The sequence below is a fragment of the Enteractinococcus helveticum genome (genome assembly GCF_001657475.1).
GTDB lineage: Bacteria > Actinomycetota > Actinomycetes > Actinomycetales > Micrococcaceae > Yaniella > Yaniella helvetica.
Genome location: NZ_LXEY01000011.1, coordinates 1 through 13,172, shown reverse-complemented (window position 1 = coordinate 13,172; position 13,172 = coordinate 1). Strand labels below are relative to the sequence as shown.

13 protein-coding genes and 2 tRNA genes are annotated in these 13,172 nt (G+C 57.1%); 11 read left to right on the top strand and 4 right to left on the bottom strand.

Annotated features, from left to right (window positions below; genetic code table 11):
* Positions 1-156: 156 nt before the first annotated feature.
* The 3 genes from A6F49_RS03135 to A6F49_RS03125 form a co-directional block, all read right to left on the bottom strand.
* Complete coding sequence (locus A6F49_RS03135) at positions 157-618, bottom strand: SRPBCC family protein (protein WP_043056958.1); 462 nt, start codon at positions 616-618, stop codon at positions 157-159.
* Positions 619-903: 285 nt separating this feature from the next.
* Positions 904-1,353: an SRPBCC family protein gene (locus tag A6F49_RS03130; protein ID WP_043056957.1), complete on the bottom strand. Its 450-nt coding sequence runs from the start codon at positions 1,351-1,353 to the stop codon at positions 904-906.
* A complete protein-coding gene (locus tag A6F49_RS03125) occupies positions 1,346-1,678 on the bottom strand; it encodes an ArsR/SmtB family transcription factor (protein ID WP_043056956.1) in 333 nt (110 codons plus the stop codon). The genes A6F49_RS03130 and A6F49_RS03125 overlap by 8 nt, the downstream gene beginning before the upstream one ends.
* Before the next feature lie 228 nt (positions 1,679-1,906).
* On the opposite strand from A6F49_RS03125, the gene A6F49_RS03120 reads away from it, so the two are divergent.
* The 10 genes from A6F49_RS03120 (at position 1,907) to A6F49_RS03075 (ending at position 12,324) form a co-directional block, all read left to right on the top strand.
* Positions 1,907-3,316, top strand: coding sequence for an FAD-binding oxidoreductase (locus tag A6F49_RS03120; protein WP_235604844.1), 1,410 nt, complete (start codon positions 1,907-1,909; stop codon positions 3,314-3,316).
* A 236-nt stretch (positions 3,317-3,552) separates the two neighbouring features.
* Entirely contained in the window at positions 3,553-5,154 is a 1,602-nt protein-coding gene (gene serA / locus A6F49_RS03115) for a phosphoglycerate dehydrogenase (RefSeq protein ID WP_268751163.1), read from the top strand.
* Positions 5,151-6,749 carry a methionine--tRNA ligase gene (metG, locus tag A6F49_RS03110; RefSeq protein WP_043056955.1) on the top strand — a complete coding sequence of 533 codons (1,599 nt, stop codon included), beginning with the start codon at positions 5,151-5,153 and terminating at the stop codon, positions 6,747-6,749. The genes serA and metG overlap by 4 nt, the downstream gene beginning before the upstream one ends.
* Before the next feature lie 14 nt (positions 6,750-6,763).
* Positions 6,764-7,810, top strand: a complete 1,047-nt coding sequence (locus A6F49_RS03105; protein WP_043056954.1) for a 3-isopropylmalate dehydrogenase — start codon at positions 6,764-6,766, stop codon at positions 7,808-7,810.
* Positions 7,811-7,876: 66 nt separating this feature from the next.
* A complete protein-coding gene (locus A6F49_RS03100; RefSeq protein WP_043056953.1) occupies positions 7,877-9,004 on the top strand; it encodes a branched-chain amino acid aminotransferase in 1,128 nt (375 codons plus the stop codon).
* A gap of 32 nt (positions 9,005-9,036) precedes the next feature.
* Positions 9,037-9,810: a fumarylacetoacetate hydrolase family protein gene (locus A6F49_RS03095; protein WP_043056952.1), complete on the top strand. Its 774-nt coding sequence runs from the start codon at positions 9,037-9,039 to the stop codon at positions 9,808-9,810.
* A gap of 61 nt (positions 9,811-9,871) precedes the next feature.
* Entirely contained in the window at positions 9,872-11,383 is a 1,512-nt protein-coding gene (gene gltX, locus A6F49_RS03090; RefSeq protein ID WP_043056951.1) for a glutamate--tRNA ligase, read from the top strand.
* Positions 11,377-12,096, top strand: coding sequence for an HAD family hydrolase (locus A6F49_RS03085; protein ID WP_082911559.1), 720 nt, complete (start codon positions 11,377-11,379; stop codon positions 12,094-12,096). The genes gltX and A6F49_RS03085 overlap by 7 nt, the downstream gene beginning before the upstream one ends.
* Before the next feature lie 41 nt (positions 12,097-12,137).
* Positions 12,138-12,209, top strand: a tRNA-Gln gene (locus A6F49_RS03080).
* A gap of 42 nt (positions 12,210-12,251) precedes the next feature.
* A tRNA-Glu gene (locus tag A6F49_RS03075) sits at positions 12,252-12,324 on the top strand.
* 171 nt (positions 12,325-12,495) lie between these two features.
* Here A6F49_RS03075 and A6F49_RS03070 read toward each other — a convergent pair.
* Positions 12,496-12,855: a hypothetical protein gene (locus tag A6F49_RS03070; RefSeq protein WP_052504689.1), complete on the bottom strand. Its 360-nt coding sequence runs from the start codon at positions 12,853-12,855 to the stop codon at positions 12,496-12,498.
* Here A6F49_RS03070 and A6F49_RS17635 point away from each other — a divergent pair.
* Positions 12,847-13,062 (top strand): hypothetical protein, encoded by a 216-nt coding sequence (locus A6F49_RS17635; protein ID WP_150119370.1) that lies wholly within the window; start codon positions 12,847-12,849, stop codon positions 13,060-13,062. The genes A6F49_RS03070 and A6F49_RS17635 overlap by 9 nt on opposite strands.
* Positions 13,063-13,172 lie beyond the last annotated feature (110 nt).

Below are 13,172 nucleotides of genomic sequence, written 5' to 3'. Positions count from 1 at the left end.
GTTTGAGTCTAATCGCAATATTCGTAACCGTCGATAGAAGAGGGCATCTCGGGAACGTATTTCAATTCAAGTAGATGGTGTTGTGTGCCTTCGGTGCGGTTGAGCTAACAGCAGGTTATCAGTTGGCCTGCTGATGGCTTGAGGTGTCTCGCGAGATCACGCGGCTGCTGGGGTGAGGTATGCCTTCAGGTTAGCCACCGCGACATCCCATGTGTCGTAGTAGGAGTCATCGCCTGGTTCTCCAGAGAAACCCCGAAACTCAAGACTCATGTGTGTGCCATCAGAAACGCGATCGAGTCGGACTGTGATGATGGGTAGATCTTCTGGATTGAGACCTGGTGCGCCCCAGGTGAAGACCAGGTGATCGTATGGCTGAACTTCTTTGTAGACTCCACCCGACGTCATGCGTTGCTCGGTCTCATGGTGGAGACTGGTGTAGATGTAGTAGCCGCCCGGGCGCACATCGAATTCAAGTTCTTCCCTCGGGGTGGAGGTCAGCGGCAGATGCCACCAGTGGGCTATAGCGTCTGGTTCGGTCCACGCATGCCACACCTCTTCTGGGGTCGCCTGAATATAGCGAATGATCGTGAACCCTTTGGACATGTCGGTGGCTTGCATCGTGTCTCCTCGTGCTCGAACCGAATTGTGCAGTGACTACATATTGCTCCCAGTTGAAACCCGAATCAACGTCCCAGTATCGTTTGCCCAATTGTTAACGCAGTCTTTACTCAGTTCTCGAGATGCTGACTCATGCCTTGCTTGTCTGAAATATCAGACTGGGCCGACAAAATTTTCCGCAATTGTATGGCGTGGCCCGGCCGAGAAGCACCCCTGGATGCTTCTCGGCCGGACTGCTGAACACCTGCGGTTTTCCTACTGTTCGTCAAACAGTGGATGTCGGGTTTAGCCGAGATGCTCCTCTAGTACGTCAAGCGCTTCATCCCACCCGTCATAGAAGAACTCGTCGCCAGCTTCACCATGTACTCCACGCAGTTCAAACGTCATCATGGTGCCGCGTTCCATAGGTTCAAGACTTACCGTAATCACGGGGGTATCTTGTGGGTCGCTTCCTGGTTCACCCCAGGTCAAGACCAGACGCCGCGGTGGGTCAAGTTCGAGATAGACTCCGCCAGTAACGAAGCGCTCGCCAGTAGTGTCGCTGACCATGGTGTAGCGGTAGGTCCCGCCAACACGCAGATCAACTTCGATCTCTTCACGGGGTGTCGATGTGTTGCGAGGGTGCCACCATTGGGCCATTGCATCGGGGTTGGTCCACGCATGCCAGACCTCTTGCGGCGTTGCATTTAATGCGCGGGTCATTGTGAACCCCTGAGTCATATCGGTTTTAGTCATCGGTTTTTTCCTTTGTGAGGTAGTCCTCGAGGTGATCAAACCGGTCCGCCCATTCAGCACGTTGCTGCTCGACCCAAGAAGTCACCTCATCAAGTGCGTCGTCTACCAAAACACATTCGATCCACTGTGCGCGACGACGGCGTTGGATGAGGCCGGCTTTCTCAAGCACGCCAAGATGTTGAGAAATGGCCGGTCGACTCATTGGATAATGTTCCGCTAATTGACCAACAGTCATAGGGCCGTTCTGCAATCGCTGCAAAATATCCCGACGTGTCGGGTCGGCCAACGCGGCAAATGCGGAATTCAATCGACCTTCTACTGTCATGTAAGTAACCTCTTACGTAAGTGATAGCTTACACGCTACTCGCGTGATGCGCGTCACGCAAAGGGGTGCCATGGTTGCGTCTCTGGCTTGCGGGTCAGGCTGTAGCGCTTGGTGCGTGCGTGGGTCGATGGTGGGGTCATGCCTTTCGTTGGCGGCAGCGCGCGTGCTACGATCCACGCAGGTGACCCGGGTCACTATTGAGTTTTCTTGTGGGAAGGGCCGAGGTTGGTGCAACAATCTTTCGTTAGTACAACAGAGATTCAGGAACTTATCGCCACAGTAGGCGAGGGCAAGGTCGTCACCAATCCAGCCACGATTGATAACTATCGTCGGGATCGGGCCAATGATCCCGACGCCGGCACCCCGATAGCCGTCGTGCGAGCGACCAGTTCGGAAGACGTGCAGGCCGCCATCCGGTTCGCTGCGTCACACGCGATTCCTGTGGTGGCTCGCGGCGCAGGCTCGGGATTATCTGGTGGAAGTTCTGCCGTCGACGGCGGTATCATCCTGTCGCTGGAAAACATGCGCGACATTATCATTGACCCGCTAACCCGTACGGCCGTGGTGCAGCCGGGCGCATTGAATGCTGAGGTCAAGGCTGCCGCTGCTGAGCATGGGTTGTGGTACCCGCCCGATCCGTCATCATTTGAGTTTTGCTCGATTGGCGGCAATGTTGCCACGAATGCCGGTGGATTGTGTTGCGTGAAATACGGAGTGACCGCTGATTATGTATTGGGTATGAAGGTCGTGCTCGCCGACGGCAGGCAAGTGCAGCTGGGTGGTACGCAGGTCAAAGATGTTGCGGGCTTGAATCTGACGCAACTATTTATTGGCAGTGAAGGCACCTTGGGTGTGATTACCGAGGCCACGCTTCGGTTAGTGCCCGCCCAACGTCCGCCTACAACACTGGTGGCAACCTTCTCGAGTCTCGATGATGCGACGGACGCGATTCTCGCGGTCACGTCAACCATGCGTCCATCCATGCTGGAATTTATGGACAACTACACCATCAACGCCGTGGAAGACCTCACCAGGATGGGACTGGAGCGAGAGGCCGCTGCGATGCTGATTGTCCAATCCGATGAGCCGGCAGAACTTGCAGCTCAAGAGATCGAACAGATCCAAGCGCTGTGCCACCGATACGATGCCACGGATGTTTTTCACACTTCGGACGCCGAGGAAGCTGAAGCAATTATCGTCGCACGGCGTATGGCCATCCCCGCAGTTGAACAGAACGGTACCTTGTTGTTAGAAGATGTCGGTGTTCCCCTGCCCCAGTTAGGGGAGTTGGTCCGCGGCATTGACGAGATCTCACAGTTGCGGGATGTGCCGATCGCGGTGATCGCTCATGCCGGAGATGGCAACACGCACCCGTTACTGGTCGTTGATCCCACCGATGCGGAACAGCAGCAACGAGCGCAGCGTGCCTATGGTGACGTGATGGACCTGGCTGTACAACTTGGCGGGACGATCACCGGTGAACACGGCGTCGGCCGACTCAAACAACCCTGGTTGGTGAACTCGATTGGTGAAGACGCGCTCGAGCTGAACCACCGGATCAAGAGGGCGCTTGATCCACAAAACATTCTGAACCCCGGTGCGGTTTTTGCGCCAACCGACTTCGTTGCCAACGAATAATTGAGTGTAGATCCCCACATCGATAATGAACCACATGTCAGCTTCAGCGTCCCGAAAAGTCGTCGAGGCTGTCGGGTGAGTCACAGCTAGAGGGGATCTGATTCAACGGCGGGTGATATGAAGCTTCACCGAGTGTCCGAGTGCAACCATGTGCAACAAAACGCCGTAAGATGGTTGCGGTGAGCCATGTGTAAGCTCACGACAGTGTTTTCCTATTTATTGAAAGTGTGTCGTACGTGTCCAAACCCGTAGTGCTAATCGCAGAAGAACTCTCTCCGGCCACCATGGATGCTCTTGGGACCGACTTCGAGATTCGCCACACCGATGGTGCTGACCGTGACCAGTTGCTCCCAGCGCTCGCAGACGCCGATGCCGTCCTCGTTCGTTCGGCCACGCTCATGGATGCCGAAGCTATCGGTGCAGCAAAGAATCTCAAAGTTATCGCACGTGCCGGAGTCGGACTCGACAACGTCGATACACAATCCGCCACCGAAGCCGGCGTCATGGTGGTCAACGCACCAACCTCCAACATCATCTCCGCTGCCGAGCTGACCTGTGGCCACATTCTTGCCGCCGCCCGGAACATCGCCCCGGCCAACGAATCGTTGAAGGCAGGACAGTGGAAGCGCTCTGCCTATAAAGGCATCGAGCTGTATGAAAAGACCCTGGGCATCATCGGCCTGGGCCGCATTGGCTCACTGGTGGCCGAGCGCATGAAGGCCTTCGATATGAACATCCTGGCATATGACCCTTACGTCACTGCCGCCCGCGCACAAAAAATGGGCGCCCACCTGGTCAGCCTGGATGAGCTGCTGGAAAGCTCAGACTTCATCACCATCCACATGCCACGTACCCCAGAGACCATGGGCATGATCTCGGATGAACAATTCCAGATGATGAAAGATTCGGCCTACGTGATCAACGTCGCCCGCGGTGGCCTCATCGACGAAGAAGCCCTGGGCCGTGCCCTCGACGCAGAACTCATTGCCGGCGCCGGTATCGACGTCTTCGTCAACGAGCCCGCCAAAGATCTACCATTCTTCAAACACGACTCCGCCACCGTCACCCCACACCTGGGTGCTTCAACTGAAGAAGCCCAGGAAAAGGCCGGTGTGGCCGTCGCCAAATCGGTCCGCCTGGCACTGGCCGGTGAACTCGTCCCAGATGCCGTCAACGTTGCCGGCGGTGTCATCGACCCCTACGTTCGTCCAGGTATCCCACTGACCGAAAAACTCGGTCGCATCCTGTCGGCCGTCATGAAGGGCGTGTCGGTTTCGGCCATTGAGGTCGAAGTCGCCGGCGAACTGGCCGAAAAGAACGTCGACTCCCTAAAACTTGCCGCACTCAAAGGTGTCTTCACCGACGTCGTCTCCGGTCACGTCTCCTATGTGAACGCGCCAGTGCTGGCCGAGGGCCGCGGCATCGAGACCCGGCTTTCGACCACCACCAACTCACCGCACTACCGCAACACCATCACCGTGAAGTCGGTTGCCGCCGACGGCCAACAATTCAGCGTGACCGGTACCTTGACCGGACCAAAACAGGTCGAGAAACTGGTAGGCATCAACGACTACGAATTCGAAGTCGCCATCGCCGACCACATGCTGGTTCTGGAATACCAGGACCGACCAGGCGTTATCGGTACCATGGGTATGCAACTGGGTGACCGCAACATTAACATCGCCACCATGGACGTCGCACTGCGCCACGACGGCGCCAAGGCTCTGGCCGTATTGACTCTGGACTCGGCATTACCTGCCGGTCTGATGGACCAAGTCGGCGAAGCGATTCACGCAGCCAAAACCGCAGAGGTTGATTTGGAGGAAACCGGACGGTGAACACCACCTACTACCTGACAACGGCCATTGCCTACCCAAACGGCGAGCCGCACATTGGCCACGCCTACGAATACATCGCCACCGATGTGATGGCACGATTCAAACGGCTTGACGGGTACGACGTTCGCTTCTTGACCGGAACCGACGAACACGGTCAGAAAATGCAGCAGACCGCGCAACAGCAAGGGCTGGCCCCTTTGGAACTGGCCACACGCAATGCTGATGTGTTTCAGAAAATGGACAACGACGTCCTAGACGTCTCCTACGACCGGTTCATCCGCACCACCGACGACGATCACAAGGCCTCGGCCCAAGAGATCTGGCGTCGCATGGAAGCCAACGGCGATATTTACCTGGATACCTATTCGGGTTGGTACTCCGTGCGTGACGAGCGCTTCTTCGCCGACGACGAGACCCACGTCAATGACGACGGCGTGCGCATCGCCACCGAAACCGGCACCGAGGTGACCTGGACCGAAGAAGAATCCTATTTCTTCCGCCTGTCCAACTACGCCGAAAAACTGCTGGCCCACTACCAGGCCAACCCAGAGTTCATTGCACCACAAACCCGTGCCAATGAAGTCATCCGCTTTGTCGAAGGTGGACTGGAAGATCTGTCCATCTCGCGGACCTCATTTGATTGGGGCATCCCGGTCCCAGAAGCCACCGACCCGGCCCTGAAAACCGATAAGCAGCACGTCATGTACGTGTGGGTGGATGCGCTGACCAACTACATCACCGGGGCTGGCTTCCCAGATGCCGACAGTGAACTGACCCGCTACTGGCCGGCTGACCTGCACGTCATCGGCAAGGACATTTCCCGGTTCCACTGCATCTTCTGGCCAGCATTTTTGATGTCGGCTGGCATCGAGCTGCCAAAACGCGTGATGATCCACGGCTTCCTCAATAATGAGGGCGAAAAGATGTCCAAATCGCTGGGCAACGTGGTGCACCCGGCGGGCTGGGTCGAACGCTACGGCCTGGACACCGTGCGCTTCTTTTTGCTGCGTGAATTCCCATTCGGTGCTGACGGTTCGTATTCCCACGATGGGGTAGTGCGCCGCAAGAATGCTGATTTGTCGAATAACTTGGGCAACTTGGCACAGCGCAGCCTGTCGATGGTGTATAAAAACGTTGACGGCCAGGTGCCACAGCCAGGCGAGCTGACCGCTGACGACGAAAAGATTCTGGCAGACGCCGCGGGCCTATTAGAAACCTGGCGCACGCACTTTGAACTCCAAGACTTCTACCGCGCACTGGGGGCGGCATGGAAAGTCTTGGACGACACCAACAGCTACTTTGCTGAACAAGAGCCCTGGGTGCTGCGCAAAACCGACGAAGCCCGGATGCAGACCGTGCTGTGGGTGACCCTAGAAGTTGTCCGTCGCATCGCGCTGTTGATCCAGGCGGTCATGCCCGAATCGGCAACCAAACTGCTCGATGCCCTGGGTATCGAAGCTTCGGCAGATGCCGGTCGCACAAATACCTCGGGCCAGGGACCACGCTCCTATGCTGCTTGGGAGGAGAAGCTTGCTCCCGGCACGCCAATTTCCAAGCCCACTCCGGTGTTCCCACGCCACGAAGAAGACGAATAAGAAGGTAGAGTTTTTTGAGCAAGAACATACTAGATCTCGCCCTCATCCCAGGCGATGGCATCGGACCAGAAGTCACCGCTGAAGCACTCAAAGTGCTCAAAGCCGCCATTGGTGAAGACAACGTCAAAACCACCGAATACGGCCTGGGCGCTGAGCACTGGTTAGAAACCGGCGAAACACTGACCGATGAGACCCTGGACGCCATTCGCGGACACCAGGCGATCTTATTCGGCGCCGTTGGTGCAGCACCAAATGACACCCGCATCCCATCTGGTCTGCTGGAACGTGAGATCCTGCTCAAACTCCGCTTTACGTTTGACCACGCGGTGAACTTCCGCCCCTCGGTGCTCTACCCGGGTACCACCTCGCCGCTAGCCAACCCTGGCAATATTGATTTCGTCGTCTTCCGTGAAGGCACCGAAGGCCTCTACGTGGGCAACGGCGGTTCCATGCGCACCGGGACCAAACACGAAGTGGCCAACGAAACCTCCGTCAACACCGCCTACGGTGTCGAACGCGTCGTGCGTGCCGCATTTGAATACGCCCAGGGTCGGGAACGCAAACACGTCACCCTACTGCACAAGCACAACGTGTTGGTCCATGCCGGTCACCTATGGAACCGCATCGTCAATGAAGTTGGCCAAGAGTTCCCAGAGGTCACCCACGATTACCTCCACGTGGATGCCGCCATGATCTTTTTGACCACCGATCCGGGTCGTTTTGACGTCATCCTGACCGACAACATGTTCGGTGACATCGTCACCGACCTGGCCGCTGCCGTCACCGGTGGCATCGGGCTGGCCGCCTCCGGCAACCTGAACATCAACGGCACCGCACCATCAATGTATGAGCCAGTCCACGGCTCAGCACCAGACATCGCCGGCCAACAGAAAGCCGACCCAACAGCAGCTATCCTGTCTGCCGCCATTTTGTTGGAACAAGAAGGCTATGCAGATGCAGCCCTGCGGGTCAATAAGGCAGTATGGGAAGACCTCGCCGTACGCGACAACACCACGCGCACCACCCAAGAAGTGGGCGATGCGATCGCAGCTGCAGTCTGACGACGCACACCCCGGTAGCTTTTTTCAAAGAATTTTCGCCCGGCAGGGCCGGCAGAAAGGTCAATCATGGAATTTCAGTACCAAGCCAATCCGACGCCACTTGCAGAGGCAGACCGCGCCAAAGTGCTAGCCGACCCAGGATTTGGGCAGTACTTCACCGATCACATGGTGACCATTGAATGGACCGCCGATGTCGAAGGCCAGAACAAAGCATTCGAGGCCGGCGAATACCTCAACATGGTCGGCGACTGGTCCGATGCACGCGTTGAACCATTCGGCCCACTGTCGCTGAGCCCTGCAGCTGCCGTGCTGCATTACGCCCAGGAAATCTTTGAGGGCCTCAAGGCCTACCGCCACGACGACGGCTCCGTCTGGACGTTCCGCCCATATAAGAATGCTGCGCGTATGAACCGCTCGGCCCACCGCATGGCCATGCCACAGCTACCAGAAGAAGCCTTCGTCAAAGCACTGGAAGAACTCATGGCCCGCGACGGCGCATGGGTTCCCAACGGTGAAGGCCAATCGCTGTATTTACGTCCGTTTATGATCGCCACCGAAGAATTCCTCGGTGTCCGCCCGGCACGCAACTTCAACTTCCACGTGATTGCCTCACCCGCAGGCAACTACTTTGGTGGTGAGCTGAAACCAGTCAGCATCTGGGTCTCACGCGACTTTGCCCGTGCCGGTGAAGGTGGTACCGGTGCCGCGAAATTCGGTGGCAACTACGCCGCATCCCTGGCAGCCCAGCTCCAGGGCGCATCCCGTGGCCACGACCAGGTCATTTTCCTGGATCGCAGCCCAGAGGATTCGCTGGAAGAACTCGGTGGCATGAACGTCTTCTTTGTTACCAAAGACAATAAACTCATCACCCCGAAGCTGACCGGAACCATTCTGGAAGGCATTACGCGCGACTCGATCCTGCAACTGGGCAAAGACGAAGGCTTGGATGTCCAAGAACGCAGCATCACCTTCAACGAATGGAAAGATGGTGTGGCCTCGGGCGACATCCAAGAGGTCTTTGCCTGCGGTACCGCCGCGGTGATCACCCCGATCGGCCAGGTAGCCGACCTTGAAGAAGTTCATACCACCCCATCGACCGACTTCCCGGTTGCCAACACCCTGCGCAATCGACTGGTCGGTATTCAGACCGGTCACGAAGAAGACATCTACGGCTGGATGCACCGCCTAGCCTAAGTCACCGTACGTTGAGATAGGGGAGAGATACCTTGCGCATTGCACGATTTGTTCACCGTGATGATTTCCACTACGGCGTGGTCCAAGATGACACCATCACTGTGTTAGCCAATGACCCGATGTATGCGGGCATTGTGCCCACAACCGAGACCCTGAAACTCGACGACGTGCGCCTGGTGACCCCAATCCTGCCGCGCTCCAAAGTGGTGGGTGTAGGCCGCAACTGGCAGGCCCACGCCGAAGAACTCGGCAACGAGGTTCCCAGTTCACCGCTGCTGTTCTTCAAACCCAATACCTCGGTGGTGGGCCCTGATGAACCAGTCATGCTGCCCGATTGGACCGAGGAAGTCTCCTACGAGGCGGAACTGGCCGTCGTCATTGGCCGCATCGCCAAAGACGTGCCGATAGACCGGGTAGATGAAGTGATCTTTGGCTACACGGTGGGCAATGATCTCACGGCCCGCGATGTGCAACGTGCCGAGGATCAGTGGGCGCGCGCCAAAGGTTTCGACGGATCATGCCCGTTGGGCCCGTGGATCGAAACCGAATTGGACCCCGACGATGTACAAATCCGCTCGTGGGTTGATGGCGAGCTGCGCCAGAACGGCAGCACTCAGGACATGGTCTTTGATGTGCGCACCCTGGTGTCGTATATCTCCGAGGCCTTCACTCTGCTCCCCGGCGATGTCATCCTGACCGGGACACCGGCTGGGGTTGGCACGATCTATGACGGACAAACTGTGGAGTGTGAGATCGAGGGCATCGGCACCCTGTCGACCACTGTGCGCCGTCCCACGGTCGGCTAACCGCTAGAAACACGGTCACGCGGACACAGGTGGATAACAAGGCGCGCTACACTTGGCAATCATGAGCGAGCTTCGTAATCCTGACGATATTCCAGCAGTTCCAGCCGATGCCGAGGTGCGTGTGCGCTTTGCACCCTCACCAACCGGTACTCCACACGTTGGACTGATCCGTACCGCCCTGTTCAACTGGGGCTGGGCCCGCCACACCGGCGGCAAAATGATCTTCCGTGTCGAAGACACCGACGCCAAACGCGACTCCGAAGAGTCCTACCAGCAACTGCTCGATGCCATGGACTGGATGGGCATTGACTGGGACGAGGGCGTTGAAGTCGGCGGACCACACGAACCATACCGCCAGTCACAACGCGGTGAGATCTACCAGGATGTCATCCAGAAACTCAAAGACGGCGGCTTCATCTACCCGTCGTTCACCACGGCCGAAGAAACCGAAGCACGCCACAAAGCAGCCGGACGCGACGTCAAACTCGGCTATGACGGCTATGACCGTCACCTGACCGAAGAACAAATCGCAGGCTTTGAAGCCGAAGGTCGCGAACCCGTCTGGCGCCTGCGCATGCCAGACCACGACATCTCCTTCAACGACACGGTGCGTGGCCCCATCAACTTTAGTGCTGGCTCGGTTGCCGACTTCGTCGTCGTCCGTGCCGACGGCTCCCCGCTATACACCCTGGTCAACCCAGTGGACGACGCACTGATGGGCGTTACCCACGTGCTGCGCGGTGAAGACCTATTGTCCTCGACCCCACGCCAAATCGCCCTGTACGGTGCGCTGTATGCGATTGGTGTCGCCAAGTACCAGCCTGAATTTGGTCACCTGCCCTATGTGATGGGGGAGGGCAATAAGAAACTGTCCAAGCGCGACCCACAGTCCAGCCTCTTCCACCACCGCGAAAACGGCTTCATTCGTGAAGGCCTGCTGAACTACCTGGCCCTGCTGGGCTGGTCGCTATCGGCAGATGAAGACATCTTCACCCCGGATCAGTTCGTGGCAAACTTCGACATTCACAACGTGCTGGCCAATCCGGCGCGTTTTGATGAGAAAAAAGCCATTGCGATCAACGGCACCCACATCCGCAAACTGGAGGCCCAAGACTTCCGGGATCGTCTCATCCCATACCTGCAAGACCGTAGCCTGGTCGGCGAGAAGCTCACCGATCGCGAATACGAGGTTCTCACCCAGGGCGCGCCACTGGTCCAAGAACGCGTCCACCTGCTGGGCGAAGCCGCCGACATGCTGGCCTTCCTATTTACCGAGACCGTCGAGGTCGAACAGGGCGCCATGAAGGGTATGCCACAAAACCTGGCGGAGGTACTCACTGCTGCCGAGAACGTGTTGGCCGATCTGGAAATCTGGGATCTGGAATCCATCGAAGGCGCCCTGCGTACCGCACTGATCGATGAGCTGGAGCTGAAACCACGCCATGCGTTTGGCCCGGTCCGCACCGCTGTCTCAGGCCGTCGTGTGTCCCCACCACTATTCGAATCACTGGTCATTCTGGGGCGTGAAAAGGCGCTAGAACGCATCAGTCAATTTAAGGCCGCACAATCCTAGTTCAAGCCGTTTTATTCGATGTCGATGACACCCTGGTCAACCTGGCCGGGGCGCAGCACGTTGCCTTCCGGCAACAGCTAACCACCCAGTTCGGTGACCGGGTGTCGTCGCATCCTGCCATGGCCGTTGCCGCTGAAGCCTTTGTCCATGACCCAAAGGACTACTACAACTCCTATATCAATGGGAAGTTGAGCTTCGGCGAGCAACGCATGGCTCGTGTCGTGGATGCGATGGAGATTCTGCAGCTCGACGGTGAACCAGACGAAGAACTTTGGATAGTCGGCTACGAAGACATCGTCTCGCAGCACTGGAAGCCCTTTGCCGACGTTCCACCGCTATTAGAGCGCCTGACCGATCTCGGGATTGCCTATGGTGCTGCCACCAATAACGTCACGGACTATCAGGCGCATAAGCTCGAGCAAGCCGGGCTGGCCTTCGAGGTGGTCATTGGAACCGATGTGACGGGCAAACCCAAACCGCACGCATCCATGTTTCTTGAAGGGGCTCGACAGCTGTGTGCCGATCCGCAAAACACGCTGATGATCGGTGACGACGTGATTAACGACGGCCTAGGAGCTCGGAATGCTGGGCTCATTTCACTGCTGATTGACCGCGATAATACGCGGACAAATCCCGAGCGGGTGTATAAAGTAGCGTCGCTTAGTGACGTTCTGCACATTCCTTCCCTTTGTTTTGACAACAGGGAAATTTAGGGTAAAGTTATCTCTCGTTGCGCACGACGCAGCAAAGCCAATGGGGTATGGTGTAATTGGCAACACAACGGTTTCTGGTACCGTCATTCTAGGTTCGAGTCCTGGTACCCCAGCGATTTCTTTCAAAAGAAATTACCTGCCGCCTCTGGTGGCATGGCCCCATCGTATAGCGGCCTAGTACGCCGCCCTCTCACGGCGGTAGCACGGGTTCAAATCCCGTTGGGGTCACAATATGGACGACATGCATTATCGCAATGCATGTCGTTTTTTTGTTTCTCATTATTCGCTCGATGAGGGGTTAAGGCCCAAAATGTGTGTATGGATTCCTGATTTTGGGTGTTGAAAAGGCCCGGAAATCTGTCTGGTGGTTGTGGTTTCCGGGCTGTTGTGGTTGGTGGGTTAGTGGCTTCTGCCGGCCCAGCCGTGTTGGATGCCGTTGCCGTCTTCCCAGCTGAAGTGGGTATCGAATAGTGCTGGGGTCCCAGTATCATCGGTGGTGGAAACGATCCGGGGTTTCTGGGTGGTTGCCCAGTGGTCTGGTGTAACGAGTTTCCATGGGTGCTGGGCGTTTTCTGTGCGCATGTAGAGCAGCCAGCTGATGGCCACCGTGGCATGTGATTCAGACATGCCACGGTGGTTTCGAAACAGGTCTTTGATCGGCTGGTTATGGCCGCCTTCTAACCGGCTGGTGGCTCGGGGCAGGGGTTCGTCAGGGGTGTTGCGTTCGGTGAGCCAGATGAACAGTTGATCATGGGCCACGAGTCGTTTCAGGGCGAAGTAGGCGGATCGGGTGCGTTGATGGGTGTACCAGGATTTCTGCCCGGCCCGGAGCCGTTTGGGGCGCTGGTCTGGCCGAGTATTGGCCAGGGTGCTGCGATGCTTGAGGAAGTCCTGATATTGCTGATACCAGTCGTGAAATTCGGTCAGCCACTTGGCCGCGGCATCCAGGTGTTTGTGATCAACTAGAACTAGGCCAGATGAGCAGGGAAATCCAGCCAGTTCAGCGGTTGGTTTCCGGCCAAAAGAGCGTCAAGAATCCGGCCAGTTATCCACATGTTTATTGTGTGGTGTTGTCC

Coding starts and splice junctions, on each gene's coding strand:
- A6F49_RS03125 (WP_043056956.1), bottom strand. CDS start 1,678: ATGACAGTAGAAGGTCGATTGAATTCCGCATTTGCCGCGTTGGCCGAC.
- A6F49_RS03130 (WP_043056957.1), bottom strand. CDS start 1,353: ATGACTAAAACCGATATGACTCAGGGGTTCACAATGACCCGCGCATTA.
- gltX (WP_043056951.1), top strand. CDS start 9,872: ATGAGCGAGCTTCGTAATCCTGACGATATTCCAGCAGTTCCAGCCGAT.
- A6F49_RS17635 (WP_150119370.1), top strand. CDS start 12,847: ATGGGCCACGAGTCGTTTCAGGGCGAAGTAGGCGGATCGGGTGCGTTG.
- A6F49_RS03135 (WP_043056958.1), bottom strand. CDS start 618: ATGCAAGCCACCGACATGTCCAAAGGGTTCACGATCATTCGCTATATT.
- A6F49_RS03100 (WP_043056953.1), top strand. CDS start 7,877: ATGGAATTTCAGTACCAAGCCAATCCGACGCCACTTGCAGAGGCAGAC.